General features: G+C 57.8%; 25 protein-coding genes. 19 read left to right on the forward strand and 6 right to left on the reverse strand.

Annotation, left to right across the window (positions count from 1 at the left end; all coding sequences use genetic code 11):
• Window positions 1–286: 286 nt before the first annotated feature.
• The 14 genes from rluB (at window position 287) to arfB (ending at window position 13,772) form a co-directional block, all read left to right on the forward strand.
• Window positions 287–1,498 carry a 23S rRNA pseudouridine(2605) synthase RluB gene (rluB, locus tag ACIO0C_RS05945; protein ID WP_401309055.1) on the forward strand — a complete coding sequence of 404 codons (1,212 nt, stop codon included), beginning with the start codon at window positions 287–289 and terminating at the stop codon, window positions 1,496–1,498.
• Between the two features lie 396 nt (window positions 1,499–1,894).
• Window positions 1,895–2,665 (forward strand): glucose-1-phosphate cytidylyltransferase, encoded by a 771-nt coding sequence (rfbF, locus tag ACIO0C_RS05950; RefSeq protein ID WP_401309057.1) that lies wholly within the window; start codon window positions 1,895–1,897, stop codon window positions 2,663–2,665.
• A complete protein-coding gene (rfbG, locus tag ACIO0C_RS05955; RefSeq protein WP_401309059.1) occupies window positions 2,662–3,741 on the forward strand; it encodes a CDP-glucose 4,6-dehydratase in 1,080 nt (359 codons plus the stop codon). Before rfbF ends, rfbG begins: the two co-directional genes overlap by 4 nt.
• Window positions 3,738–4,289 carry a dTDP-4-dehydrorhamnose 3,5-epimerase gene (rfbC, locus tag ACIO0C_RS05960; RefSeq protein WP_401309061.1) on the forward strand — a complete coding sequence of 184 codons (552 nt, stop codon included), beginning with the start codon at window positions 3,738–3,740 and terminating at the stop codon, window positions 4,287–4,289. The genes rfbG and rfbC overlap by 4 nt, the downstream gene beginning before the upstream one ends.
• Entirely contained in the window at window positions 4,286–5,509 is a 1,224-nt protein-coding gene (locus tag ACIO0C_RS05965) for a methyltransferase domain-containing protein (protein ID WP_401309064.1), read from the forward strand. Before rfbC ends, ACIO0C_RS05965 begins: the two co-directional genes overlap by 4 nt.
• Window positions 5,506–6,606 (forward strand): DegT/DnrJ/EryC1/StrS family aminotransferase, encoded by a 1,101-nt coding sequence (locus ACIO0C_RS05970; RefSeq protein ID WP_401309066.1) that lies wholly within the window; start codon window positions 5,506–5,508, stop codon window positions 6,604–6,606. Before ACIO0C_RS05965 ends, ACIO0C_RS05970 begins: the two co-directional genes overlap by 4 nt.
• 47 nt (window positions 6,607–6,653) lie before the next feature.
• Entirely contained in the window at window positions 6,654–7,496 is an 843-nt protein-coding gene (locus ACIO0C_RS05975; RefSeq protein ID WP_401309069.1) for a phytanoyl-CoA dioxygenase family protein, read from the forward strand.
• A gap of 3 nt (window positions 7,497–7,499) precedes the next feature.
• Window positions 7,500–8,654: a class I SAM-dependent methyltransferase gene (locus ACIO0C_RS05980; RefSeq protein ID WP_401309071.1), complete on the forward strand. Its 1,155-nt coding sequence runs from the start codon at window positions 7,500–7,502 to the stop codon at window positions 8,652–8,654.
• Complete coding sequence (locus ACIO0C_RS05985) at window positions 8,651–9,163, forward strand: GNAT family N-acetyltransferase (RefSeq protein ID WP_401309073.1); 513 nt, start codon at window positions 8,651–8,653, stop codon at window positions 9,161–9,163. Before ACIO0C_RS05980 ends, ACIO0C_RS05985 begins: the two co-directional genes overlap by 4 nt.
• Window positions 9,164–9,170: 7 nt before the next feature.
• Window positions 9,171–9,893, forward strand: coding sequence for a WbqC family protein (locus tag ACIO0C_RS05990; RefSeq protein WP_401309076.1), 723 nt, complete (start codon window positions 9,171–9,173; stop codon window positions 9,891–9,893).
• On the forward strand, window positions 9,880–10,659 hold the full coding sequence (locus ACIO0C_RS05995; protein WP_401309078.1) for a cephalosporin hydroxylase family protein: 780 nt from the start codon (window positions 9,880–9,882) through the stop codon (window positions 10,657–10,659). The genes ACIO0C_RS05990 and ACIO0C_RS05995 overlap by 14 nt, the downstream gene beginning before the upstream one ends.
• Before the next feature lie 572 nt (window positions 10,660–11,231).
• Window positions 11,232–11,423, forward strand: coding sequence for a hypothetical protein (locus tag ACIO0C_RS06000; protein WP_401309081.1), 192 nt, complete (start codon window positions 11,232–11,234; stop codon window positions 11,421–11,423).
• A gap of 303 nt (window positions 11,424–11,726) precedes the next feature.
• Window positions 11,727–13,139: an amino acid permease gene (locus ACIO0C_RS06005; protein ID WP_008055512.1), complete on the forward strand. Its 1,413-nt coding sequence runs from the start codon at window positions 11,727–11,729 to the stop codon at window positions 13,137–13,139.
• 219 nt (window positions 13,140–13,358) lie between these two features.
• A complete protein-coding gene (arfB, locus tag ACIO0C_RS06010) occupies window positions 13,359–13,772 on the forward strand; it encodes an alternative ribosome rescue aminoacyl-tRNA hydrolase ArfB (RefSeq protein ID WP_180202868.1) in 414 nt (137 codons plus the stop codon).
• Here the strand turns inward: arfB and ACIO0C_RS06015 are convergent.
• The 6 genes from ACIO0C_RS06015 to phhA all read right to left on the reverse strand — a co-directional run bounded on the left by ACIO0C_RS06015 (window position 13,769) and on the right by phhA (window position 18,178).
• Complete coding sequence (locus ACIO0C_RS06015; protein ID WP_401309084.1) at window positions 13,769–14,968, reverse strand: MFS transporter; 1,200 nt, start codon at window positions 14,966–14,968, stop codon at window positions 13,769–13,771. The genes arfB and ACIO0C_RS06015 overlap by 4 nt on opposite strands.
• Before the next feature lie 105 nt (window positions 14,969–15,073).
• Window positions 15,074–15,256, reverse strand: a complete 183-nt coding sequence (locus ACIO0C_RS06020) for a hypothetical protein (protein WP_020796929.1) — start codon at window positions 15,254–15,256, stop codon at window positions 15,074–15,076.
• Window positions 15,257–15,328: 72 nt separating this feature from the next.
• On the reverse strand, window positions 15,329–15,460 hold the full coding sequence (locus ACIO0C_RS06025; protein WP_007984112.1) for a hypothetical protein: 132 nt from the start codon (window positions 15,458–15,460) through the stop codon (window positions 15,329–15,331).
• A 272-nt stretch (window positions 15,461–15,732) separates the two neighbouring features.
• Complete coding sequence (locus tag ACIO0C_RS06030; protein ID WP_401309088.1) at window positions 15,733–16,926, reverse strand: amino acid aminotransferase; 1,194 nt, start codon at window positions 16,924–16,926, stop codon at window positions 15,733–15,735.
• The gene (locus tag ACIO0C_RS06035) at window positions 16,926–17,282 is read right to left on the reverse strand and encodes a 4a-hydroxytetrahydrobiopterin dehydratase (RefSeq protein ID WP_401309091.1); all 357 of its coding nucleotides are present in this window, start codon (window positions 17,280–17,282) and stop codon (window positions 16,926–16,928) included. The genes ACIO0C_RS06030 and ACIO0C_RS06035 overlap by 1 nt, the downstream gene beginning before the upstream one ends.
• Before the next feature lie 104 nt (window positions 17,283–17,386).
• Window positions 17,387–18,178 (reverse strand): phenylalanine 4-monooxygenase, encoded by a 792-nt coding sequence (phhA, locus tag ACIO0C_RS06040; RefSeq protein ID WP_110752699.1) that lies wholly within the window; start codon window positions 18,176–18,178, stop codon window positions 17,387–17,389.
• Between the two features lie 277 nt (window positions 18,179–18,455).
• Here phhA and ACIO0C_RS06045 point away from each other — a divergent pair, with 277 nt between their 5' ends.
• The 5 genes from ACIO0C_RS06045 to ACIO0C_RS06065 all read left to right on the forward strand — a co-directional run bounded on the left by ACIO0C_RS06045 (window position 18,456) and on the right by ACIO0C_RS06065 (window position 23,781).
• The gene (locus ACIO0C_RS06045; protein WP_020796934.1) at window positions 18,456–20,015 is read left to right on the forward strand and encodes a sigma-54-dependent phenylalanine hydroxylase transcriptional regulator PhhR; all 1,560 of its coding nucleotides are present in this window, start codon (window positions 18,456–18,458) and stop codon (window positions 20,013–20,015) included.
• A gap of 321 nt (window positions 20,016–20,336) precedes the next feature.
• Window positions 20,337–21,077 carry a flagellar basal body rod protein FlgF gene (locus ACIO0C_RS06050; RefSeq protein WP_008055495.1) on the forward strand — a complete coding sequence of 247 codons (741 nt, stop codon included), beginning with the start codon at window positions 20,337–20,339 and terminating at the stop codon, window positions 21,075–21,077.
• 45 nt (window positions 21,078–21,122) lie between these two features.
• On the forward strand, window positions 21,123–21,908 hold the full coding sequence (flgG, locus tag ACIO0C_RS06055; protein ID WP_008055493.1) for a flagellar basal-body rod protein FlgG: 786 nt from the start codon (window positions 21,123–21,125) through the stop codon (window positions 21,906–21,908).
• 52 nt (window positions 21,909–21,960) lie between these two features.
• Window positions 21,961–22,665, forward strand: a complete 705-nt coding sequence (flgH, locus tag ACIO0C_RS06060; protein WP_401309097.1) for a flagellar basal body L-ring protein FlgH — start codon at window positions 21,961–21,963, stop codon at window positions 22,663–22,665.
• Window positions 22,666–22,707: 42 nt separating this feature from the next.
• Complete coding sequence (locus ACIO0C_RS06065; RefSeq protein WP_008055490.1) at window positions 22,708–23,781, forward strand: flagellar basal body P-ring protein FlgI; 1,074 nt, start codon at window positions 22,708–22,710, stop codon at window positions 23,779–23,781.
• Window positions 23,782–23,783: the final 2 nt, after the last annotated feature.

Consider the following 23,783-nt stretch of genomic DNA (forward strand, 5'->3'; position numbering starts at 1 on the left):
CAATACCTCCTGCCAATGAAGATCCCCTGTGGGAGCGAGCCTGCTCGCGATAGCGGTGGGTCTGACATGAGGATGTTGAATGTGCCGCCGTCATCGCGAGCAGGCTCGCTCCCACAGGGGATTTGTGTTCGCCGGAGTGGTCACCGGCCGGCGGAAAAGCTAATAACCTTGCCTCGATCAGCTAGTCTCTGATGCGCAAACGCCCGCATGCGCGTATGATTCGCGACCCTTCGGCGATCCCTTCGCCAAAGTACCCAGTTTTCAGAACACACCGGGAGGTGCCCAGATGAGTATCAAAGACCAGAAAGACGACCAGGAAATCGGCCCAGCAGGCGAAAAACTGCAGAAAGTCCTCGCCCGTATCGGCGTCGGCTCGCGCCGTGACGTGGAAGCCTGGATCAGCCACGGCCGGATCAAGGTCAATGGCAAAGACGCCACCCTTGGCCAGCGCGTCGACATGCACGACGCCATCACCATCGATGGCAAGGTGATCAAGCGTGAAGAGGCCGCCGAGTCGGTCCGCCGCGTGATCATGTACAACAAGCCCGATGGCGAAATCTGCACCCGCGTTGACCCGGAAGGCCGTCCCACCGTGTTCGACAAGATGCCGCGCCCGAAAGAAGGTCGCTGGATCAACATCGGCCGCCTGGACATCAACACCACTGGCCTGCTGATGTTTACCACCGACGGTGAGCTGGCCAACCGCCTGATGCACCCGTCCTACGAAATGGACCGCGAGTACGCGGTACGTGTGCGTGGCGAAGTCGACGACGAGATGATCGAGCGCCTGAAAGCCGGCGTGGTCCTCGAAGACGGCCCGGCCAAGTTCACCGATATCAAGCAGGCGCCGGGCGGCGAAGGTTTCAACCACTGGTATCACTGCGTGGTGATGGAAGGTCGCAACCGCGAAGTTCGTCGCCTGTGGGAATCCCAGGGCCTGGTGGTCAGCCGCCTGAAGCGCGTGCGTTTCGGTCCGGTGTTCCTCAACTCGGACCTGCCGATGGGTCGCTGGCGCGAAATGAGCCAGTACGAAGTCGACATCCTCAGTGCCGAAGTCGGCCTGACCCCGGTGGCGATGCCGCAAATGAATGCCAAGAGCAAGGACAAGCTCGATCGGATGCAGCGTAAATCGTCGCGTCCAATGGCCAAGACCGAGCGCGTACGTACCTTGCGTCCAGCCACTGCTGCGCCTGCCGCTCCCCGTGCCAACCGCGAGCCGCAGATCGAAGGCGAGCGTCCAGCACGCAAGCCAGCCGCCCGTCAGGACGGCGAACGCGGTCCACGCACGCCACGTCCGGCCAATGGCCGTACCGAGCGCGGTGAAGGTCGTGGTACGCCGGTGGCGGATCGTCCAGCCGACACCAAGCGCCCGGCCAAGCCTGCGCCGAAGCGTCCGGGGATCAAGCTGGTAGACGGTGATGCGCCATCGGGCAAGCGCCGTGGCGCGCCGGCAGGTTCCGGCCAGCGTCCGGGGTTTGGTCGTCGCAAGCCTGAGTAATCGGTAAGCGCTTCATGAAAAACGCCAACCTTCGGGTTGGCGTTTTTTTGTGTGCGCGCCAGGCATGGCGCGTTGCGCGCAAACTCAGCCCTGCACTATGTCCTGCCTCATAGACGAGAAGAACGTATTTATCCCCGCGCCATCAGGCTTAAATCCCCGAAGTATCCGATCAGAAATAAAAATGCCAGCTTGGCCGACTGGAATTATCCAATAGAACGCCTTTTTTGTATGTGGATTCAAGAGCCTGCGCTGGATCAAGGACTGTTCAATGCATCGAGTTCATGCTAAAACTTTTCCGTTTGCCAATCCGTCTGTAGCGCTCGCGCAACAGGGGTCACTACCGCGCCCCCCAGATGGATTGAGCGTTTTTATAGTCATTTGCAGGTAAGGTTTTCCATGAAGGCGGTAATTCTGGCGGGTGGGCTGGGCACGCGTATTTCTGAAGAGTCTCATTTGCGCCCCAAGCCAATGATCGAAATTGGTGGAAAACCGATTCTCTGGCATATCATGAAGCTCTACTCTTCTTACGGAATCAATGATTTCGTAATTTGCTGTGGCTACAAGGGCTATGTGATCAAGGAGTACTTTGCCAACTACTTCTTGCATATGTCCGATGTCACGTTCGATATGTCCAATAACACCATGGAAGTTCATCAACGCTACGTCGAGCCGTGGCGTGTGACGCTGGTCAATACGGGTGAAGACACCTTGACCGGGGGGCGCCTGAAGCGCGTCCGCGAGCACTTGGGCAATGAGCCGTTCTGTTTTACCTATGGTGATGGTGTGTCGGATGTGAATATCCGCGAATTGATCGATTTTCACCACGCCCATGGCAAGCTTGCTACCGTCACGGCTATTCAGCCACCGGGAAGGTACGGCGCGTTGAATATGCAAGGCAGTCAGGTTAAGAGCTTCCAGGAAAAACCGGCCGGCGATGGTGCCTGGATCAATGGCGGTTACTTTGTACTCGATCCGTCGGTCATTGATTTCATTGTTGACGATCAATCCAGCTGGGAAGCCGAGCCGCTGATGCTATTGGCAGAAGAGGGTAACCTCATGGCTTATCAGCACAGTGGCTTTTGGCAAGCGATGGATACCTTGCGCGATAAAAATCACCTTGAAGATTTGTGGAGCAAGGGTAACGCGCCCTGGAAGCGCTGGGCATGAAGCAGTTCGGCGATCTCTATCGGGGCCGCAAGGTTCTGCTCACCGGGCATACAGGCTTTAAGGGCAGTTGGTTGGCGACTTGGCTCTGCGAGCTCGGAGCGAATGTGACCGGTCTCGGTCTGGCGCCTGAAAGTGCGCCGGCTCACTGGGATCTGCTGAACAGCCCATCGATTGATTTACGCGGCGACATTCGCGATTCGGCGCTGGTTCGGGAGGCATTCGAGCAAGCGCAGCCGGAAATCGTTTTTCACCTTGCGGCCCAGGCGCTGGTGCGTCGCTCCTACCGCGATCCGCTGGAAAGCTGGTCGACCAATGTGATGGGCACTGCCAATGTGCTTGAGGCCTGCAGGCTTGCGCCTAGTGTGCGGGCCGTAGTCGTCGTCACGACGGACAAGGTATACGCCAACAATGAGTGGCCTTGGGGGTATCGTGAAAATGACCGCCTCGGTGGCCATGACCCCTACAGTGCTTCCAAAGCAGCCAGCGAACTGGTTGTCGACAGCTATCGCAAGGCATTCTGGGGCAGTGATGGTGCGCCGCTGGTCGCCTCGGCGCGTGCCGGTAATGTCATCGGTGGTGGCGACTGGTCCGAAGATCGTCTGATCCCTGACCTGGTCAGGGCCGTTCAGGCCGGCGAATCTCTTGAAATCCGCTCTCCTCAATCCACCCGACCTTGGCAGCATGTACTCGAATGCCTGTCCGGTTATCTGTTGCTCGGCCAGCGGCTTCTGACACTCGATAAAGCTGTTGCCGGCGGATGGAATTTTGGTCCCGCGCCGCAAGACAACCGTACGGTTGCAGAGGTGTTGACAGGGCTGCAGCAGTATTGGCCCGAGCTCGCCTGGCATACCACATCGGTCCCGCAGCCACACGAAGCCAACCTGCTGTACCTCGACTGTGCACAGGCGAAAGCTCGCCTGGGTTGGCAGCCGGTCTGGAGCCTGGAGCAAAGCCTGGAAATGACGGCTGACTGGTACCGTCACCAATCCTCCACAGGTCAGGCGATCACCCGTGAACAACTGGCCGGGTATATCGACGCGGCAGCACGAGCCGGCTGTGTCTGGATTGACTCATGAAATTCAGGCCAACAGCTATAAACGGCGCACTGGTGGTTGAAACCCAACCTTACCAGGACCACCGTGGCGCTTTTAGTCGCTTGTTCTGCGAAAAAAGCCTGGCCCAGGTTTTGGGTTCGCAACATATCGTACAGATCAACCATTCTCGTACCTCCACCGTCGGTGCCGTGCGCGGCCTGCATTTTCAGCATGCCCCTCATGCGGAGATGAAGATGATCCGCTGCCTGAAAGGGCGCGTGTGGGATGTGGTCGTTGACCTGCGCGCAGGCTCCCCGACTTTTTTGCAGTGGCACGCTCAAGAACTGAGCCCGCAAGCCGATCATATGTTAGTGATTCCTCAAGGCTGCGCTCACGGTTTTCAAGTGTTGGAAGCCGAGAGCGAACTGCTTTATCTGCACACCGCTTTCTATGAACCGGCGGCCGAGGGGGCTGTTCGTTTTGATGACCCGCGACTGGGAATCACCTGGCCATTACCTGTTACCGATCTTTCCGAGCGCGACAAGCATCACGCTTTGCTATCTAACGAATTCGCCGGACTTCATGTATGAACTGTCGCCACTGCTCTGAGCCGCTGCAGCACACTTTTCTCGATCTGGGTTTTGCTCCACCCTCCAATTCGTACCTCAGCGAAGCGGAGTTGAGTGCGCCGGAACTCTACTTTCCGCTCAAATTGAAAGTGTGCGAGAACTGCTGGTTGGTGCAGACCGAGGATTACGCTCAGGCAGACCTGTTCTTTTCCAAGGATTACGCCTACTTCTCCTCCACTTCGACCAGCTGGCTCGAACATGCGGCTGCTTATTCGAATGCCATGATCGAGCGCTTGGGGCTCGGAACTGACAGCTTTGTCATCGAAGTGGCTTCAAATGACGGTTACCTGCTGAAGAATTTTCTGGCCGCCGATATCCCTTGCCTTGGGGTTGAGCCAACCGCCAGCACGGCCGCTGCTGCGGAAAAAATCGGTATTGCGGTGTTGCGTGAGTTTTTCGGAGAGGAACTGGGCAAGCGGCTGGCGAAAGAGGGCCGACAGGCCGATTTGATTGCCGGAAACAACGTTTTTGCCCATGTGCCGGATATCAATGACTTCACTCGTGGCTTGAAAGCGGCTTTGAAACCGGGGGGAACCATTACCCTTGAGTTCCCGCATCTCATGCGTCTGATCCAGCATACCCAGTTCGATACGGTGTATCACGAGCACTTCTCCTACTTATCGCTCTACACGGTAAACCGAATCTTTGCGCAGGCTGGATTGCGGGTCAGTGATGTTGAAGAATTACCGACCCATGGAGGTAGCTTGCGTGTCCACGGTTGCCATGCTGAGGACAGTCGCAGTGACAGCCTTGGCGTCGCTCGTCTTCTGGATGCCGAGTTACAGTTCGGGCTGCGGGATCTGGAGGTTTATCGAGCTTTTCAAGTGCGAGCCGATGAAGTCAAGAATGGTCTGCTCAGTTTCCTGATCGAACAGAAGCGCGCGGGCAAGCAGGTAGTGGCATATGGTGCTGCCGCCAAGGGCAATACGCTGTTGAACTATGCAGGCGTCAAACCAGATCTCTTGGCCTATGTGTGTGATGCTGCGCCGTCCAAGCAAGGTAAATACCTTCCGGGCAGCCATATCCCCGTTTACTCGCCACAGAAACTGAAAGAAACCCAACCTGACACCGTGGTAATTCTGCCCTGGAACATCGCCGACGAAGTGATCGGTCATCACGGCTACGTCAGAGAGTGGGGAGGACAGTTTGTCAAAGCTGTTCCCGCGCTGGAGGTCAAATGAGCGAGCGGATTTTCTACACCAAGCCTTCGATTACCGAACTGGAAGTCGAGTACGCCACTGACGCGGCCAGAAACGGTTGGGGCGACAAGTGCTACGACTATATTGTGCGTTTCGAGAATGCATTCAAGGCCCACCTCGGCGTTGAGTATGCGATTGCCACATCGAGCTGTACGGGTGCCCTGCACATGGGCATGGCTGCCTTGGGCATAGGGCCTGGTGACGAAGTGATCATGGCGGATACCAACTGGATCGCCACCGTTTCTCCTGTCGAGCATCTGGGCGCTACGCCCGTGTTCGTCGATATACTTCCCGACACCTGGTGCCTTGACCCCGATCGGGTCGAATCAGCCATTACCCCTAAAACCAAAGCCATTGTCGCAGTGCACCTGTACGGCAATCTCTGCGATATGGACCGCCTGCTGGCAATCGGCGAGCGTCATGGCATCCCCGTTATCGAGGACGCGGCCGAGGCGATAGGTTCGCAGTATCACGGCAAGCGCGCCGGCAGCATGGGGGCTTTTGGCAGCTTTTCTTTCCATGGCACCAAGACCCTGACGACGGGCGAAGGTGGCATGTTCGTCACCAACGATGCCACCCTCTACGAGAAAGTGCTGACGCTTTCGAACCATGGCAGGGCCAGAGGGCAGACCAAGCAGTTCTGGCCGGACATGGTTGGCTTCAAATACAAGATGTCGAATATTCAGGCGGCGATCGGATGTGCGCAAACGGAGCGCATTGACGACTTGATCCGGCGCAAGCAGGAGATCATGAGTCTCTATCGAGATGGGTTGAAGGCCTTCTTGGACATTGCACTCAATGCGCAGCCTGAAGGAACGATCATTGGCGCGTGGATGCCGACAGTCGTATTTGCAGAGCATTCCGGGATGACCCGTGAGCGTTTGCAGGCGGCTTTTCAGGCCGCCAATATCGACGCTCGGGTATTTTTTCATCCGCTGTCCAGCTTGCCGATGTTCGAGCCGCGGCCTGAGAATGTGAATGCTTATTCCATCCCGCTGCGTGCGATGAATCTGCCGAGTTATCACGACCTTACCGCTGTTGAACTAGAGCGCGTGTGCTCGGTATTTTCGACATTGTAATGTCTTCAAATTGGTCGAGTGTTGTAGACCCTGATCCAGAGCGCGCCATGAATAAATACTTGAGGTCAGAGCAGATTGCCGAGTTTGAGCGCAATGGCGTTTTAATTATTCGGAATTTTTATGACGAGTGCGACATCCGGGCGGTTCAGCGCGGTATCCATGATGTCATTGGTCAGGTCATGCTCAAGTACGGTATTGCCGACCTGAGAGGCGCTTATAACCCATCGGAGTTCGATAAGGGCTATCTGGACCTGATCAAAATAAATCGCTCCTGGGGCGGTGAGATCTATGATGCGGTGAAACAAATCCCAGCCTTCATGCGACTGGTCGGGCATCCCCGGCACGAATCGTTATTTTCGGAATTGAGGCCGGGGTCTATTCCAGGCATTGCGGCGGGGGGGTACGGTATTCGTATCGATTGCCCTTTCGAAGACAAATACCGTGCGATGTGGCATCAGGAGTACCCTGCTCAGTTGCGAAGTGCCGATGGCCTGGTTTTCTGGAGCCCATTACTCGATGTGACCGAGGCGCTGGGGCCGGTAGTGTTTTGCCCTGAGTCGCATAAGCTGGGACCGTTGCCCGTTTGCAATGCTGACCCCGAAGGCGCAGGGCGTTCCGGTGCTTACGCGTTGATGATTAAAGACGAGCAACGGTATCTGGAAAAGTACAATAAAATCGCGCCTCTGACTTCGCCGGGTGATCTGGTCATCATTGACTTCATGCTCTTGCATTGCTCTGGTTATAACAAGGGTGATCGGGCGCGCTGGTCCATGCAGTTCAGATATTTCAATTTTGCAGATCCCGTCGGCCGTGCACACGGTTGGAAGGGGTCGTATGCAGCTGGCGTTGATTTTCGCGCCGTACATCCAGAGTTATTTCACGCGGAGTAAAAAATGATGCACTGCAATGTTTGTCTCACTGAGATCGAGAAGACTGTCTATACAGCCAACTCGAATCAGTCCCTGACTTCGCTGTGTGAGCTTCGCGATGGACAAGTGAATGTGTGGTCGTGCCCAGTGTGCTCGCATCTGCGTAGCGAGGCCCTCGCCGACACCGTTGCTTATTATGAGTCGGATTACAAAATTCTCCTCAGTGACGAAGAGGAAGATCAGATTTATGAGGTGAAAAAAGGTGAGGTTGTTTATCGGACGGACCATCAGATTACAACTTTGCTGAACAAACTGAATTTGCCCGCGGGCGCTGCGGTTTTGGACTATGGTTGTGCCAAGGCCTCTACGCTCAAGAAGTTGAGCGGGGTACGTACTGATTTGAATATTCACTTATTCGATGTCAGTTCGATGTACAAAGAGTATTGGAATAAATTCGTCAGTGCCGATAAGTACGCGATTCACACGACTCCTGAATCCTGGGCATCCAACTTTGACGTCCTGACCTCCTTCTTCGCCCTCGAGCATATCCCTGAGCCGATCGATACGGTGAAAAAGGTTCATGCCTTGCTCAAGGACGATGGTGTATTTTATGGCATTGTCCCTGATACCTTCGGCAATGTTGCAGACTTTGTAGTGATTGACCATGTCAACCACTTCACTGCCCCTTCGCTAGCCTACCTGCTTGATTCTGCCGGGTTCACCGATATTCAGATCGATGATGCCGTACACCGCGGCGCTCTTGTCTTTACTGCTCGTAAAGGCGCTCGACGCTCAGCAGGGTTCAACGTAGCGGAAACCCTTGCACGATCAGAAAAATTGGCTCGTTATTGGGAGGCTGTTAACCAGCATATATCCCAGACATCGCAAGCCTATGCAGGTGTCACCAAGGCCATTTACGGCTCGGGCTTCTATGGCGCCTATATCGCCAGCGCAATGAATGACTTTGATGGCGTTGCCTGCTTTTTGGACGCTAGTCCTTTCCAGCAGGGAAAAGAGCTGTTTGGCAAGCCGATTCTTTCTCCACAGTCGCTTCCGGAAGATGTGAAGGTACTTTACGTGGGCTTGAACCCCAGCATTGCTCGCGCCGTCATGGATGACATGCGCTGGCTGCAAGAGCGAGACATCTCCCTGGTGTTCCTTGAAGAGCAACTAGCATGATCACAGGGAAAAACGTTGTGCTACGTAGCTGGAAAGAGGGCGATCTCGCGCAACTCCGGAACATGCGAAATGACGTTTCGTTGCAAGCTCAGTTGCTGGCCCGCCCGCGGGGCAGCGATGAAAACCAGGTGCGTGAATGGCTAAAAAGCTTTTCGGGTGCCAACGATAGCTTCATCTTTATTCTGGCGGACCCTGCCGATGATACGGCCTTGGGGTTTTTACAGTTTAAAAACACCGATTTTGTCAGCCGGAATACAGAACTGGGTATCTGTTTGGCTTCCAGTGCCCAAGGGCGTGGTATCGGCAGAGAGGTGCTTGCCTTGGCCTGCGCCTATATGCGTGACACTTGGGGGCTTGGCAAAATTTGGCTGAAAGTCAGAAGTGACAATGCTGCGGCAATAAAGTGTTATGAAAAAGCAGGCTTCAAGCACTGTGGAAAGCTCTCGAATCACGTATTCATTGCAGGGGCTTGGCATGATGTGGTGCTTATGGAGCTCTTTTTGAGTTAAGTGACTTATGAATATCGTCATTTCACAATCGATGCTTTTTCCATGGGTAGGTCTCCTGGAGCAAGTACGCCTGGCCAACGTTTTTGTTCATTACGATGACGTACAGTTTTCCAAAGGCAGTTTTGTCAATCGCGTACAAATCAAGACGCCTCAGGGTATGCGCTGGATGACGGTCCCTTTGGTGGACCTGCATCTAGGTCAAAAGATAAATGAAGTTCAGGTGCCTCCCACTTCGACATGGCGAGATGCACACATGGCGTTGCTGGAAAAAAGCTTTGCGAACGCTCCATTTCGTCAGGATGCTCTTGAACTCGTTGCGAATGTCTATGCTGGCGATTATGCAAATGTCGGAGCGCTGGCTCGTGCATCGTTGATGGCACTGGTCGAGTATTTTGGCCTGGATATTAACTGTCGTTTTATCGATGTGCAGTCCCTGGATATTTCCGGAAGTAGCAGTGATCGTGTCCTTTCAGTAGTGAAGCGTCTGGAAGGGGACAAATACATTACCGGTCATGGCGCCGGACGTTACCTCGATCATGAGTTGTTCGAGCGTTCGGGCGTTGCCGTCGAATATATGGCCTATAACTGCACGCCTTACCCCCAAGCCCATGGCGATTTTACGCCCTATGTGTCCACCCTGGATCTGGTGGCGAACTGTGGCAAGTTCGGGCTTGAGTCTATAAATTCTGGAACTACAGATTGGAGAAGCTTTAAAAATGAATCCGCATGAGCAGTTTCGTCAGGAAGTCGCAGAAAACATTGAAGCGCTGGGTGCTGACACCGATCTGCAAGCACTCTCTCGTGTTTGGGTTCGCGAGATCAGCCGGCACAAGTGGGCTTATAACTTTTCCTGGTTCGGTCGTCCGGCGATTCAATTCCCTAACGATACCTGGGCCATGCAGGAGCTGATCTGGGATATCAAACCGGATCTGATCATCGAGACCGGCATCGCCCACGGCGGGTCATTGATTTTTAGCGCTTCGATGCTGGCGATGCTCGATTATTGCGAGGCTGTTGAACAAGGCAAGAGCCTTGACCCGCACGCCAGTAAGCGCCGTGTGCTCGGTATTGATATCGATATCCGTCAGCATAACCATGATGCGATTAAGGCTCACCCAATGTCGCATATGATTGAAATGATTCAGGGCTCGAGTATCGACAATGATACGATTTCCAAAGTCCGGGAATATGCAAAAAATTACAAGCGCGTCTTGGTCTGCCTGGATTCGAACCATACGCATGATCATGTGTTGGCAGAACTTGAGGCTTATGCCGATCTGGTCAGCGTTGGCAGTTACTGCGTGGTGTTTGATACCTTGATCGAAGACATGCCTGTCGATTTGATCCAGGAGCGCCCATGGGGCCCAGGAAATAGCCCGAAAAGCGCGGTTAAAGAATACTTGAAGCAACATGCTGAATTCGAAATCGACAAAAAAATTGATCACAAACTCCAGATCAGCGTGGCGCCTGATGGTTTCTTGAAGCGCGTTAGTTAAGGCTGGTATGGCAGGATGCTTCGAAGGAGCTTGATTGCCAATTTTATTGGGCAAGGCTGGACCGCGGTTATGGGGTTGGCCTTTGTCCCTTTGTACATTAAATGTATTGGCATTGAGTCACATGGTCTGATTGGTCTCTCTGGGGCATGCCCCGCGCCAAGATGAGAGTCGCGCCTGACGATCCTCGCAACATGGTTCGTTCCACGCTTTACGATGCCTTGAGCGCTCCAGCGATTGCGATGCTGTCGCCAAGGTGCACAGGCTGCTGGCCTGTGTTATCTGGGTACAAAACCTGTGGGAGCGAGCTTGCTCGCATGATGGCGTCAGTCACAACGCCCCATCCTTCGGCTCATCTGCAATGGAAATTTTATGTTCCGCTTCGTAAAGAAATATTTACGAATATCCCGCTTTTCACCCATGGAGTCGATGGACCTTCGGTGCCGTAAGGAAATCCTGCCGAATTCGTGCCGTCATTGCTGGCTGCAAGGCTTTGCCCCGGTTGTTTCGCAAGGCTGGTGAGGGTGTTATGCGCCCCATGCCTGTCGTGCAGGCCATAACAACAAGGAGGCGCAATGAACGCCGTGACTGACTTTCTGCGAGGCGAAATCGACTTCGCCTTCAATGACAACCCCTGCGGGTCTGTCCATTCGTTTGCCGCTATTGAAGACCCTCTCGCAAGCCCCGGCCTGACGCTGCGCGATCCGCGCTTATCAAGCGGTGTCTGGCAGCAGGTGGTTACGGGTGTACAATGCGCGGCGTTTTAACTGTGACTCAACTGCGTATCCGCGCATTTTGCGCCTGTCGGCTGTCATGAATCGTTTGCTCCCAGCATTCAGTTCGATTGCCCAAGGCCAATAAACTCAGGGCTATCCGCCTTGTTCACTCCGCCGCGCCACAAGCGTGTCGGGTTCGATTTCGTCACAGATAAAAACAAACAGGTGACGCATGACCGTTGTAAATACGCTGAACTCCTGGTGCCTGCGCTGGGGTTTGATCGACGCGGCTTAACGTCCTTCTGAGTAGCAACGTCAACTGACCATCATCAAACCTTGCGTGAGACCCTTTTCATGAGTGGACAAAACTCGCATTCAGGCGAGCTGAAACGCGGCCTGAAAAATCGCCACATTCAACTGATTGCCCTCGGTGGCGCGATTGGTACCGGTCTGTTCCTCGGCTCGGCCGGGGTGCTGAAATCCGCCGGGCCGTCGATGATCCTCGGCTATGCCATCTGCGGCTTCATTGCCTTCATGATCATGCGCCAGCTGGGCGAAATGATCGTCGAAGATCCGGTGGCCGGCTCCTTCAGCCACTTCGCGCACAAGTACTGGGGTGGCTTTGCCGGCTTCCTGTCGGGCTGGAACTGCTGGATTCTCTACATTCTGGTCGGCATGTCGGAGCTGACGGCGGTCGGCAAATACATCCACTACTGGGCGCCGGACATCCCGACCTGGGCATCCGCAGCCGCTTTCTTCGTGTTGATCAACGCGATCAACCTGGCCAACGTCAAAGTGTTTGGCGAGGCCGAGTTCTGGTTCGCGATCATCAAGGTTGTGGCGATTGTCGGCATGATTGCCTTGGGCAGCTACCTGCTGGTCAGCGGTAATGGCGGCCCGCAAGCGGCGGTCAGTAACCTGTGGTCCCACGGCGGCTTCTTCCCCAATGGCGTAAGCGGCCTGGTAATGGCCATGGCGTTCATCATGTTTTCCTTCGGTGGCCTGGAAATGCTCGGTTTCACCGCAGCCGAAGCTGACAAGCCGAAAACCGTGATCCCCAAAGCGATCAACCAGGTCATCTACCGCATCCTGATTTTCTACATCGGTGCACTGGTCATCCTGCTGTCGCTGACGCCATGGGACAGCCTGCTGACCACCCTGAACGCCTCCGGTGACTCCTACAGCGGCAGCCCGTTCGTGCAAGTGTTCTCGATGCTGGGCAGCAACACCGCTGCGCATATCCTCAATTTCGTGGTCCTGACCGCGGCGTTGTCGGTGTACAACAGCGGCACCTACTGCAACAGCCGCATGCTACTGGGCATGGCCGAGCAGGGTGATGCGCCCAAGGGCCTGGCGAAGATCGACAAGCGTGGCGTACCGGTGCGTTCGATCCTGGCTTCGGCTGCCGTGACGCTGATCGCGGTACTGCTGAACTACCTGATCCCGCACAGCGCGCTTGAGTTGTTGATGTCGCTGGTAGTGGCAACGCTGGTGATCAACTGGGCGATGATCAGCTACTCGCACTTCAAGTTCCGCCAGCATATGAACAAGACCAAGCAAACGCCGCTGTTCAAGGCCTTTTGGTATCCGTACGGCAACTACATCTGCCTGGCGTTCGTGTTGTTCATCCTCGGTGTGATGTTGTTGATTCCGGGGATCCAGACATCGGTGTACGCGATTCCGGTGTGGCTGGTGTTCATGTGGGTCTGCTACGGCATCAAGAACAAGCGCAGCGCACAGCGCGCCTTGCAGCCAGCTGTGGAGTAACGCTGCACAGAAACAACAAACCCGGCCATGTGCCGGGTTTTTTGTTGCGGGGTTCACACAAAACCTTGTGGGAGCGAGCCTGCTCGCGAAGGGGGCCTGTCAGTCGGCGTCACTGTTGCCTGGCACACCACCTTCGCGAGCAGGCTCGCTCCCACAAGGTCCGTATTCCTCCCACCTATTCGCGGTATCCTGCACTCTCTGAATACGGACGCTTTTTCCATGCTGGTGATTTCCAACAACGTGCATCTACCGGATGCCGAGATCGAGTTGACCGCCATCCGCGCCCAGGGGGCAGGTGGGCAGAACGTCAACAAGGTTTCCAGTGCCGTGCACCTGCGCTTCGACATTCCAGCCTCGTCCTTGCCCGAGTTCTACAAGGAGCGGCTGCTGGCGCTGCGCGACAGTCGCATCACCAGCGAAGGCGTGTTGATCATCAAGGCCCAGCAGTACCGGACCCAGGAGCAGAACCGCGCCGATGCGCTGGAGCGTTTGATCGAGTTGATCCAGAGCGCCACCAAGGTCGAGAAGAAACGCCGGCCGACCAAGCCGACCCTCGGTTCGAAAACCCGACGGCTCGAGTCCAAGAGCAAGCGCGGCAATATCAAGGCCGGGCGCGGCAAGGTCGACTTTTAGCGCGACTCCCGCGCCTGGCGTTGCTTCGGTGCTTGCCGATACAGATAGAGGCAGAGCATCAAACTGCTGAGCGCAGCAAGGGCGGCAAACAGGAAGATCGACGCAAAGCCGAATCCCGCCGCCACCGCTCCGGCGACTGGCCCGGTGATCCCCAGCGACAAGTCGAAGAACAGCGAGTAGGCCCCGACCGCCGCGCCCCGACTGGAGGCCGGTACCAGGTTGACCGCTTCGACACCCAGCGCCGGAAACACCAGCGAGAAACCGAAACCGCTCAAGGCAGCGCCGGCCAACGCCCAGTGCGCGTCGGGTGCCAGCCACAGCAGCAGCAGGCCCAGGGTTTCCACGGACAGGCAGGCAATAGCCACGCGAAAACCGCCGAGGCGATTGATCAGGTTGCCAAACAACAGGCGCGCACCGATGAAGCTCGCACCGAACAGGCTCAGGCACAACACGGCGTTGTCCCAGTGTTGGGTGGCGTAATAGAGCGTGATGAAGGTAGCGATGGTGCCAAAGCCGATCGAGCCCAGGGCGAGGCCGCAACCATGAGGTAGCACCCGACCGAGCACGTGCATGAACGGCAAGCGTTCACCGGCAACAATGGGCGCGGCGGTTTTCGGCCAGGCCAGCAGCAGGCCAAGTACTGCCAGCAGCACAATGCTCACGCCCATGATCCACAAGCCCAACTGTTTTACCAGCAGCACGCCCAAGGGGGCGCCCACGGCCAATGCGCCGTAGCTGGCGATGCCGTTCCAGGAGATGACCTTGGCGGTGTTCGCCGCGCCAACCCGACCGATGCCCCAGCCAATGGAGCCGGAACCCACCAGGCTTTCGGCGCTGCCGAGCACCAGGCGACCAATCAGCAGGCTGATCAAGCTGAGCATCGGCAGGCTTTGGGTCCAGGCCGATAGCAACATGAACACGCCGCTCAAGCCACAGCCGGCCAGGCCATACATGACCGCCAGTTTGCTGCCCTTGTTGTCGATGATTTTCCCGGCGTAGGGGCGGCTGAGCAGGGTGGCGAGGTACTGCACGCTGATCACCAGCCCGGCGATCACGGCGCCAAAGCCCAGGTCGCTATGGACATAGCCCGGCAGTACCGCCAGCGGAATGCCGATATTGAGGTAGCCGATAAAGGTGAACAGGACGATGGAAACAACTTGCAGCGTGACCGCCAGGGGGCGCTGGTTTTCAGACATGGGTAAAGGTCCACGGGAAAGCAGGATTAGATAGGCTGCTTATGATAGCGGCGCAAGCGGCTGCCGGTCGTGGAAAAAGTAAAACTATTTGCCGGACGGGATCGGTCAGGGCTTGGCAGGCGCTACCAGTTGCGTGGTGACCAGGGCGGCCAAGGCATTTTCTTCACTGCCGAAGCGGGCGAGCAGGGCGGCTTGTTTTTCGGGTGAGAGACGATTCCAGATCTCGATCATTTTCTCGGCGGTGCCGATCAGGACGCTGGCTTGGGCTTCGGAAAATTCGTCGGTCATGGAGGGCTCACAGTTCAGGCGGTGTGGAAAGCGCATGTTAGCGCTTTCCACACAGTCTGTACGGCGGGTGTTTCAGTCTTCGCTGTCAGCCTGGCGGCTGCCAGTGGCTTCTTTCGGCTCGGGCTGTTGGGCGCCGGCTTGTTGCGTGGTCGTCTGCTCAGGTACGTGCAGGCTTGGGAAGGGGAGATTAGGAATCTCGTGCATGGTAGCGCTCCTCGCTAAGTCTGTTGATAGATCTGGTAGATCCGCGCTTTCAAAAAAGCCTGGGCAGGATACAGCACGAGAAATGACAAACAGACTTTTATATCTATTTGTTTCGACGAATGGGGTTGTCTATACAAATCTGGAGGAGGACTTAAAACAATTGTGGGAGCGAGCCTGCTCGCGAAAGCGATAGCACATCCAGCATCGATGTGACTGAAATACCGCATTCGCGAGCAGGCTCGCTCCCACAGGGGGCTACAGCGTGCTTGAGGTTATTTGCAGACCTTGGCAATCGCCTCGGCCAACAGATCAAGACGCGTAGCATCAATGCCGGCAACGTTCGCCCGCCCCGAGCTAACCATGTACACACTGTGATGATCGCGCAGTTGCTTGACCTGCTCCGGCGACAACCCGGTGTAGGAAAACATCCCGCGCTGCACGCCAATGTGCGCAAAGCGCTCACGCAAACCGTAAGTCTCCAGCGCTTCGAGCAAGCCGCTGCGCAGTTGCGCAATGCGCAAGCGCATGGTTTCCACTTCGTCGGCCCAGAGGTTTTTCAGTTCCGGGTCGCCGAGGATGGTCGCCACCACGGCAGCGCCGTGATCCGGCGGCGTCGACCACAGGTTGCGGGCGATGTTGGCCAGTTGGCTGCGGATGTCGGTGAGCTTGTCCGCGGATTTTGCGCAGACAATCAGCGCGCCGGTGCGGTCGCGGTACAGGCCGAAGTTCTTCGAGCAGGAGCTGGTGATCAGGACTTCCGGCAACTCGGCGGCAAACAGTCGAGTCGACCACGCGTCCTGCTCCAGGCCGTCACCGAAGCCCTGGTAGGCGAAATCGATCAGCGGCAGCAACTCGCGCCGACGCACCACGTCCAGCACCCGGCGCCAGTCGTCATGGGACAGATCGAAGCCGGTCGGGTTGTGGCAGCAGGCGTGCAGCAGCACCACGTCGCCCCTGGGGGCTTCATTGAGCACGGCGAGCATCGCATCGACGTCCAGGCGGTTGTCGCTGCCCACGTACGGGTAATGGCTGACCTTGACCTTGGCCGCGGCGAAAATGGTTTCGTGGATCGGCCAGGTCGGATTGCTCAGCCAGACGCCACGGCCCGGCAGGCATTGGGCGATGAAGTCCGCGCTCAAGCGCAACGCACCGGTGCCGCCCGGGGTCTGGGTGGCGCCGGCGCGCTGTGCGCTGATCAGCTTCGAGTCGGCGCCGAGCACCAACTCGTTGATGACCTTGCCGAAGGCCGGGTCGCCATGCCCGCCGATGTAGGTCTTGGTGGTCTGGCGATCCACCAGTCGCGCCTCGGCGAGTTTCACCGCCTGGGGAATCGACGTCAGGCCCTGGGCGTCTTTATAGACACCCACGCCGAGGTCGAACTTGCGCGGGTTGGGGTCCTGCGCATAGGCCTCCATCAGGCCGAGGATCGGGTCGCCGGGCACCCGGCCGATGGCGTCGAAATGCATTATTTGCGGCCCTCGGCGTCCTTGGCAACGATGTCCGTACGCGCGGCCATGATGAAGTCATTGCGGTGCAGGCCCTTGATGGAGTGGCTCCACCAAGTCACGGTGACTTTGCCCCACTCGGTCAAAAGGCCTGGGTGATGGCCTTCGGCCTCGGAGATTTCACCGACGGCGTTGGTGAACGCCAGGGCATGCTTGAAGTTCTTGAACAGGAAAACCTTTTCCAGCTGCATGATGCCGTCGCGAACTTCGATGTTCCAGTCGGGGATCTGCTTGATCAGTTCCGGCAGTTCTTCATCGCTGACTTGTGGGGCGCCGGCTTGGCAGGCTTCGCAGTGGGCTTGGGTTAATGCGGTCATGATGGGTTCCTGAAATCGTATTATTGGAATTCGGCCGTCAATGTCACCACGCTAAAGCAAAGCGTCGGTTCCGGACAGGCTCACTTGATTCTAAAAGCTGCGGTTCACGCGGCTTTTGGTTTTGGCGGAAATTTCGGCGCGTGCAGACCCATCTGCATCGCTTGCTTGACCATACCCATGATGTCTTCGTGGGCCAGGTCGAACAGGCGCTTGAGGTTCGGCAGCACGAAATACAGCGGTTGCAGGATGTCGATACGGTAAGGCGTGCGCATGCACTCCAGCGGATCGAATGCCTGGTGTTCAGGCTCATCCGACAGGCAATACACGGTTTCTTTCGGTGAAGACAGGATACCGCCACCGTAGATGCGCTGGCCTTGCGGGGTGTCGAGCAGGCCGAATTCGATGGTCATCCAGTACAGGCGCGCCAGGTATACGCGTTCTTCCTTGGAAGCCTGCAGGCCAAGTTTGCCGTAGGTGTGGGTGAATTCAGCGAACCAGGGGTTGGTCAGCAATGGGCAGTGGCCGAAGATCTCGTGGAAAATGTCCGGCTCTTGCAGGTAATCCAGCTCTTCGCGGGTACGAATGAAGGTAGCCACTGGAAACTGCTTGCTGGCGAGCAATTCGAAAAAGGTCTGGAAGGGAATCAGCGCCGGAACGCGGGCGACTTGCCAGCCGGTGGTTTCACCGAGGACCTTGTTGATCTCGCCCAGTTGCGGAATGCGGTCGTGGGGCAGACCGAGTTTTTCGATGCCGTCCAGGTATTCCTGGCACGCACGCCCTTCGATCACTTTGAGTTGGCGAGTGATCAGCGTGTTCCACACCGCGTGTTCTTCGGCGGTGTAGTCGATAAAACCTTGCGCATCGGGCTCACGAGCCACGTATTGCGTCTGCTTCATGCTGCTCTCCTGCTAGGGGATTCGTTCTTGTTATGCACTGCTATGGACCTAGGAATACCCCATCAATTGCATCGTTGCAGCCGGTGAACCGCGTCCTGAGCGGAAAAATCCCTGGAAAATCGTAAAGTATTCGTTACGTATTGAGCGTCATCGCGCAGATGTTGAGATTGGCGGGTGGGAAAAGCCCTCCACCTGTCACATAATCTTGACGACTAACTGAGCGCTCCTGCAGAAAAAATCCTGCCAAGGGCCTCTTCATTACTGTCCGGGCCTCTATATGCGTATCAAAGTCCACTGCCAGAACCGCATCGGCATCCTGCGCGACATTCTCAACCTGCTGGTCGAGTACGGCATCAACGTCGCGCGAGGCGAGGTGGGTGGCGAACATGGCAATGCCATCTACCTGCACTGCCCGAACCTCATCAACATTCAGTTCCAGGCGCTGCGTCCGAAATTCGAGGCGATTGCCGGGGTGTTCGGCGTCAAGCGCGTAGGGCTGATGCCCAGTGAACGGCGGCATATGGAACTCAATGCGTTGCTCGGCGCGCTGGAGTTTCCGGTGCTGTCGATCGATATGGGTGGCTCGATCGTCGCGGCCAACCGCGCGGCGGCGCAGTTGCTGGGCGTGCGGGTGGATGAAGTGCCGGGGATTCCCTTGTCGCGTTATGCCGAGGATTTCGACTTGCCCGAGCTGGTGCGCGCCAACAAATCGCGGATCAACGGGCTGCGGGTCAAGGTCAAGGGCGATGTGTTCCTGGCCGACATCGCGCCCCTGCAATCGGAGCATGACGACAGCGAAGCCATGGCCGGGGCAGTGTTGACCCTGCATCGCGCCGACCGGGTGGGCGAGCGCATCTATAACGTACGCAAGCAGGAGTTGCGCGGCTTCGACAGCATCTTCCAAAGCTCGAAGGTGATGGCGGCGGTGGTGCGCGAAGCCCGGCGCATGGCCCCGCTCGATGCACCGCTATTGATAGAAGGGGAAACCGGTACCGGTAAAGAACTGTTGGCGCGTGCCTGCCATCTGGCCAGCCCGCGCGGACAATCGCCGCTGATGGCGCTCAACTGCGCCGGCCTGCCGGAATCCATGGCCGAGACCGAATTGTTCGGCTATGGCCCGGGTGCCTTCGAGGGGGCTCGCGCCGAGGGTAAGCTCGGGCTGCTGGAGTTGACGGCGGGCGGTACGTTGTTTCTCGACGGTGTCGGGGAAATGAGCCCGCGCCTGCAGGTGAAACTGCTGCGCTTTCTGCAGGATGGCTGCTTCCGTCGTGTAGGCAGCGATGAGGAGGTTTACCTCGATGTGCGGGTGATTTGCGCGACCCAGGTCGATTTGTCCGAACTCTGTGCCCGCGGGGAGTTTCGCCAGGACCTGTATCACCGCTTGAACGTGCTGTCGTTGCACATCCCGCCGCTGCGCGAATGCCTCGACGGCTTGACGCCGCTGGTGGAGCACTTTCTCGACCAGGCCAGTCGGCAGATCGGTTGCCCACTGCCCAAGCTGGCGCCAGCGGCCATGGACCGGCTCAGCCATTACCATTGGCCGGGCAACGTACGGCAATTGGAAAACGTGCTGTTCCAGGCGGTTTCCCTGTGCGATGGCGGGACGGTCAAGGCCGAGCATATTCGCCTGCCGGATTATGGTGTGCGTCAGCCACTTGGCGATTTTTCGCTGGAGGGTGGGCTGGACGAGATTGTCGGGCGCTTCGAGAAAGCGGTGCTGGAGCGATTGTATTCCGAGCATCCGAGCAGTCGGCAATTGGGCAAGCGGTTGGGGGTTTCGCATACCACCATTGCCAACAAGTTGCGTGACTATGAGGTGGGCAAAACTGAGTCCTAGCTGCCATTTGCGGTGATCGTGCAGGCCTCTTCGCGAGCAGGCTCGCTCCCACAGGGATCTTCGGTGCGGAACAGATCCAATGTGGGAGCGAGCCTGCTCGCGAAGGCGGTGGTGGCCATTGCCCAAGGCCAAGCCTTGCCACCATCCGGCACGACACCGCCGGTTTTTCGTCTCCGACACAATCGCGTCATCCCCTTTGAATACCTTCAAGTCCTTTGTTTTCAGGCCCTCGCGCCGCCAAAAACAACTTGGTCTGCAAATTGCTTATGCCACGGCAGTACAGCATCGGGCGGCAAACGTCCGGCAGGCAGAGGAAAGCGTGTGGACAAGTACCTTTATGTGGCAATGACCGGTGCCAGCCAGAATGCACTGGCGCAAAAGGCTCATGCCAACAACCTGGCGAACATCTCTACCAACGGTTTCCAGAAAGACCTGGAGCAGGCGCGCTCGATGCCGGTGTTCGGTGACAGCTTTCCGGCGCGTGCGTTTGCCCTGTCCGAACGCCCGGCCACCGACTTCTCCCCGGGTTCGCTGGTGGAAACCGGCCGTGACCTCGACGTCGCCGTGCAAGGCAACGGCTGGCTGGCGGTGCAGAACCCTGATGGCGGTGAAAGCTACGTGCGCACCGGCAGCCTGGTGGTGGACGCCCTGGGCGTGCTGCGGGCTGGCAACGGCATGCCGGTGATCGGCAATGGCGGACCGATTGCCGTGCCGCCCGAGCAGCAGATCGAAGTGGGCGAGGACGGCACCATCAGCATCCGCGCGATGGGCGAAGGTCCGCGCGTCATGGCTGAAGTCGACCGCATCAAGCTGGTCAACCCGGACATCAAGAACATGACCAAGGGCCTGGACGGATCGATCCACACCAAGGACGGCCAGCCGGCGCAAGCCGATGCCGGCGTCAAGCTGGTGTCCGGTTTCCTGGAGTCGAGCAACGTCAATGCGGTGGACGAGATGACGCAGGTGCTGGCCCTGTCGAAGCAGTTCGAGCTGCACATCAAGATGATGAATACCGCCAAAGAAGACGACCAGGCCATGGCTCGGGTCTTGCAGATCAGCTAATTACCAGAACGTCGCGCCGTAAAACAGGCGCACGAGGAGAATCGAATGCTTCCGGCTCTATGGGTTGCCAAAACCGGTCTGTCCGCCCAGGACACCAACCTGACCACCATTTCCAACAACCTGGCCAACGTGTCGACCACGGGTTTCAAGCGTGACCGCGCCGAGTTCCAGGACTTGCTGTACCAGATCAAGCGTCAGCCAGGCGCCCAGTCGACCCAGGACAGCGAACTGCCGTCGGGCCTGCAACTGGGTACTGGTGTGCGCATTGTCGGCACCCAGAAAAACTTCAACGCCGGCAGCCTGCAAACCACCGAACAACCCCTGGACATGGCCATCGACGGTCGCGGCTTCTTCCAGATCCTGCAGCCGGACGGCACCACGTCCTACACCCGTGACGGTACCTTCCACCTGGACTCCAACGGCCAGATCGTCAACGCCAGCGGCTTTGCCCTGGAACCGGCGATCGTCATTCCGAACGACGCCCAGACCTTCACCGTGGGCAAGGACGGCACCGTGTCCATCACCGTCGCCGGCAACCCGGCCTCCCAGGTGATCGGCAACCTGCAGACCGCCGACTTCATCAACCCGGCTGGCTTGCAGGCCGTGGGCAACAACCTGTTCCTGGAGACCGCCGCCAGTGGCGCGCCGCAAGTCGGCACGCCAGGCCTGGCCGGTTTCGGCACCACGCTGCAGAACACCCTGGAAACCTCCAACGTCAGCACCGTTGAAGAGATGGTCAACATGATCACCACTCAGCGCGCCTACGAGATGAACTCCAAGGTGATCTCCACCGCCGACCAGATGCTCTCGTTCGTAACGCAGAATCTGTAATCAAGTCTATGGGGCGGCCAGGCGGTCGCCTGCAACACCGTGAGGTAGGGTCATGAAACGCTTCGTCTCTGTTCTGGCATTGAGTGGGATTGCTGCGCTCGCTGCGCTCGCAGGCTGCGTGCCTGTGACGCCCAAGCCCAATGACCCTTACTACGCCCCGGTGTTGCCGCGCACGCCGTTGCCGGCTGCCGCCAACAACGGCTCGATCTACCAGGCCGGTTTCGAGCAGAACCTGTACAGCGACCGCAAGGCGTTCCGGGTCGGTGACATCATCACCATCACCCTGAACGAGAAAACCCAGGCCAGCAAGAACGCCAACTCGCAAATTGGCAAGAACAGCAAGGCCAGTATCGGCCTGAGCTCGCTGTTCGGTTCCACGCCCAGCACCAACAATCCGTTTGGCAGTGGTGACCTGAGTCTGGACGCCAGCTACGAAGGCGACCGCGCGACCAAGGGCGACAGCAAGGCCGGGCAGGGCAACAGCCTGACCGGTTCGATCACCGTTACGGTGGCGGACGTCCTGCCCAACGGCATCATCGCCGTGCGCGGCGAGAAGTGGCTGACACTCAACACCGGTGACGAACTGGTACGGATTGCCGGTCTGGTCCGGGCTGACGATATATCCACTGACAACACGGTGTCGTCGACCCGCGTCGCCGATGCGCGCATCACCTACTCGGGCACCGGTTCCTTTGCCGATGCGAGTCAGCCAGGCTGGTTCGACCGTTTCTTCCTCAGCCCGCTGTTCCCTTTCTAGGTGGTCACGTTGAATCTCAGAAGTCTCATCGTTGCAGCCTTGATGATGTCGGCAGCCTTCAACGCTCAAGCCGAGCGCCTGAAGGACATCGCCAGCATTTCCGGCGTGCGCTCCAACCAATTGATCGGCTACGGCCTGGTGGTCGGGCTTAACGGCACGGGCGACCAGACGACGCAAACCCCGTTCACCCTGCAGACCTTCAACAACATGCTCTCGCAGTTCGGCATCAAGGTGCCGCCGGGTTCGGGCAACGTGCAGTTGAAGAACGTTGCGGCGGTCTCGATCAGCGCCGACTTGCCGGCATTCGCCAAGCCGGGGCAGCAGGTCGACATCACCGTTTCGTCCATCGGTAACTCCAAGAGCCTGCGCGGCGGTACCTTGCTGCTGACGCCGCTCAAGGGTATCGACGGCAACGTCTACGCGGTGGCCCAGGGCAACCTGGTGGTCGGCGGTTTCGATGCCGAGGGTCGCGACGGCTCGAAGATCACGGTCAACGTGCCGTCGGCCGGGCGCATCCCGGGCGGTGCCTCGGTCGAGCGAGCAGTGCCGAGCGGTTTCAACCAAGGCAACAGCCTGACCCTGAACCTCAACCGTTCCGACTTCACCACGGCCAAGCGCATCGTCGACAAAATCAACGACATGCTCGGCCCAGGCGTGGCCCAGGCCATCGACGGCGGGTCGGTGCGCGTCACGGCGCCGCTGGATCCGAGCCAGCGTGTCGATTACCTGTCGATCCTGGAAAACCTTGAAATCGATCCGGGGCAGGCGGTGGCCAAGGTCATCATCAACTCGCGCACCGGCACCATCGTGATCGGCCAGAACGTCAAGGTTTCCCCGGCCGCCGTTACCCACGGCAGCCTGACCGTGACCATCACCGAAGACCCTATCGTCAGCCAGCCAGGTCCCTTGTCCAATGGCCAGACGGCGGTCGTGCCGCGCTCGCGGGTCAACGCCGAGCAGGAAGCCAAGCCGATGTTCAAGTTCGGCCCGGGCACCACCCTCGACGAAATCGTGCGTGCGGTGAACCAGGTCGGCGCGGCACCGGGCGACCTGATGGCCATCCTTGAAGCACTGAAACAGGCTGGCGCCTTGCAAGCCGACCTGATCGTGATCTGAGG

It is taken from the genome of Pseudomonas sp. NPDC087336 (assembly GCF_044744285.1).
Classification (GTDB): Bacteria; Pseudomonadota; Gammaproteobacteria; order Pseudomonadales; family Pseudomonadaceae; genus Aquipseudomonas.

What these genes read in the sequence shown, in the direction of transcription:
- ACIO0C_RS06005 (WP_008055512.1), top strand. Translation starts at nt 11,727, where the DNA reads ATGAGTGGACAAAACTCGCATTCAGGCGAGCTGAAACGCGGCCTGAAA.
- ACIO0C_RS05970 (WP_401309066.1), top strand. Translation starts at nt 5,506, where the DNA reads ATGAGCGAGCGGATTTTCTACACCAAGCCTTCGATTACCGAACTGGAA.
- ACIO0C_RS05995 (WP_401309078.1), top strand. Translation starts at nt 9,880, where the DNA reads ATGAATCCGCATGAGCAGTTTCGTCAGGAAGTCGCAGAAAACATTGAA.
- ACIO0C_RS06000 (WP_401309081.1), top strand. Translation starts at nt 11,232, where the DNA reads ATGAACGCCGTGACTGACTTTCTGCGAGGCGAAATCGACTTCGCCTTC.
- ACIO0C_RS06025 (WP_007984112.1), bottom strand. Translation starts at nt 15,460, where the DNA reads ATGCACGAGATTCCTAATCTCCCCTTCCCAAGCCTGCACGTACCTGAG.
- ACIO0C_RS05990 (WP_401309076.1), top strand. Translation starts at nt 9,171, where the DNA reads ATGAATATCGTCATTTCACAATCGATGCTTTTTCCATGGGTAGGTCTC.
- ACIO0C_RS06065 (WP_008055490.1), top strand. Translation starts at nt 22,708, where the DNA reads ATGATGTCGGCAGCCTTCAACGCTCAAGCCGAGCGCCTGAAGGACATC.
- rfbF (WP_401309057.1), top strand. Translation starts at nt 1,895, where the DNA reads ATGAAGGCGGTAATTCTGGCGGGTGGGCTGGGCACGCGTATTTCTGAA.
- rfbG (WP_401309059.1), top strand. Translation starts at nt 2,662, where the DNA reads ATGAAGCAGTTCGGCGATCTCTATCGGGGCCGCAAGGTTCTGCTCACC.
- ACIO0C_RS06030 (WP_401309088.1), bottom strand. Translation starts at nt 16,926, where the DNA reads ATGCATTTCGACGCCATCGGCCGGGTGCCCGGCGACCCGATCCTCGGC.
- ACIO0C_RS05985 (WP_401309073.1), top strand. Translation starts at nt 8,651, where the DNA reads ATGATCACAGGGAAAAACGTTGTGCTACGTAGCTGGAAAGAGGGCGAT.
- ACIO0C_RS05975 (WP_401309069.1), top strand. Translation starts at nt 6,654, where the DNA reads ATGAATAAATACTTGAGGTCAGAGCAGATTGCCGAGTTTGAGCGCAAT.
- flgH (WP_401309097.1), top strand. Translation starts at nt 21,961, where the DNA reads ATGAAACGCTTCGTCTCTGTTCTGGCATTGAGTGGGATTGCTGCGCTC.
- ACIO0C_RS05980 (WP_401309071.1), top strand. Translation starts at nt 7,500, where the DNA reads ATGATGCACTGCAATGTTTGTCTCACTGAGATCGAGAAGACTGTCTAT.
- ACIO0C_RS06020 (WP_020796929.1), bottom strand. Translation starts at nt 15,256, where the DNA reads ATGACCGACGAATTTTCCGAAGCCCAAGCCAGCGTCCTGATCGGCACC.
- ACIO0C_RS06045 (WP_020796934.1), top strand. Translation starts at nt 18,456, where the DNA reads ATGCGTATCAAAGTCCACTGCCAGAACCGCATCGGCATCCTGCGCGAC.
- ACIO0C_RS06015 (WP_401309084.1), bottom strand. Translation starts at nt 14,968, where the DNA reads ATGTCTGAAAACCAGCGCCCCCTGGCGGTCACGCTGCAAGTTGTTTCC.
- phhA (WP_110752699.1), bottom strand. Translation starts at nt 18,178, where the DNA reads ATGAAGCAGACGCAATACGTGGCTCGTGAGCCCGATGCGCAAGGTTTT.
- rfbC (WP_401309061.1), top strand. Translation starts at nt 3,738, where the DNA reads ATGAAATTCAGGCCAACAGCTATAAACGGCGCACTGGTGGTTGAAACC.
- arfB (WP_180202868.1), top strand. Translation starts at nt 13,359, where the DNA reads ATGCTGGTGATTTCCAACAACGTGCATCTACCGGATGCCGAGATCGAG.
- rluB (WP_401309055.1), top strand. Translation starts at nt 287, where the DNA reads ATGAGTATCAAAGACCAGAAAGACGACCAGGAAATCGGCCCAGCAGGC.
- ACIO0C_RS05965 (WP_401309064.1), top strand. Translation starts at nt 4,286, where the DNA reads ATGAACTGTCGCCACTGCTCTGAGCCGCTGCAGCACACTTTTCTCGAT.
- ACIO0C_RS06035 (WP_401309091.1), bottom strand. Translation starts at nt 17,282, where the DNA reads ATGACCGCATTAACCCAAGCCCACTGCGAAGCCTGCCAAGCCGGCGCC.
- flgG (WP_008055493.1), top strand. Translation starts at nt 21,123, where the DNA reads ATGCTTCCGGCTCTATGGGTTGCCAAAACCGGTCTGTCCGCCCAGGAC.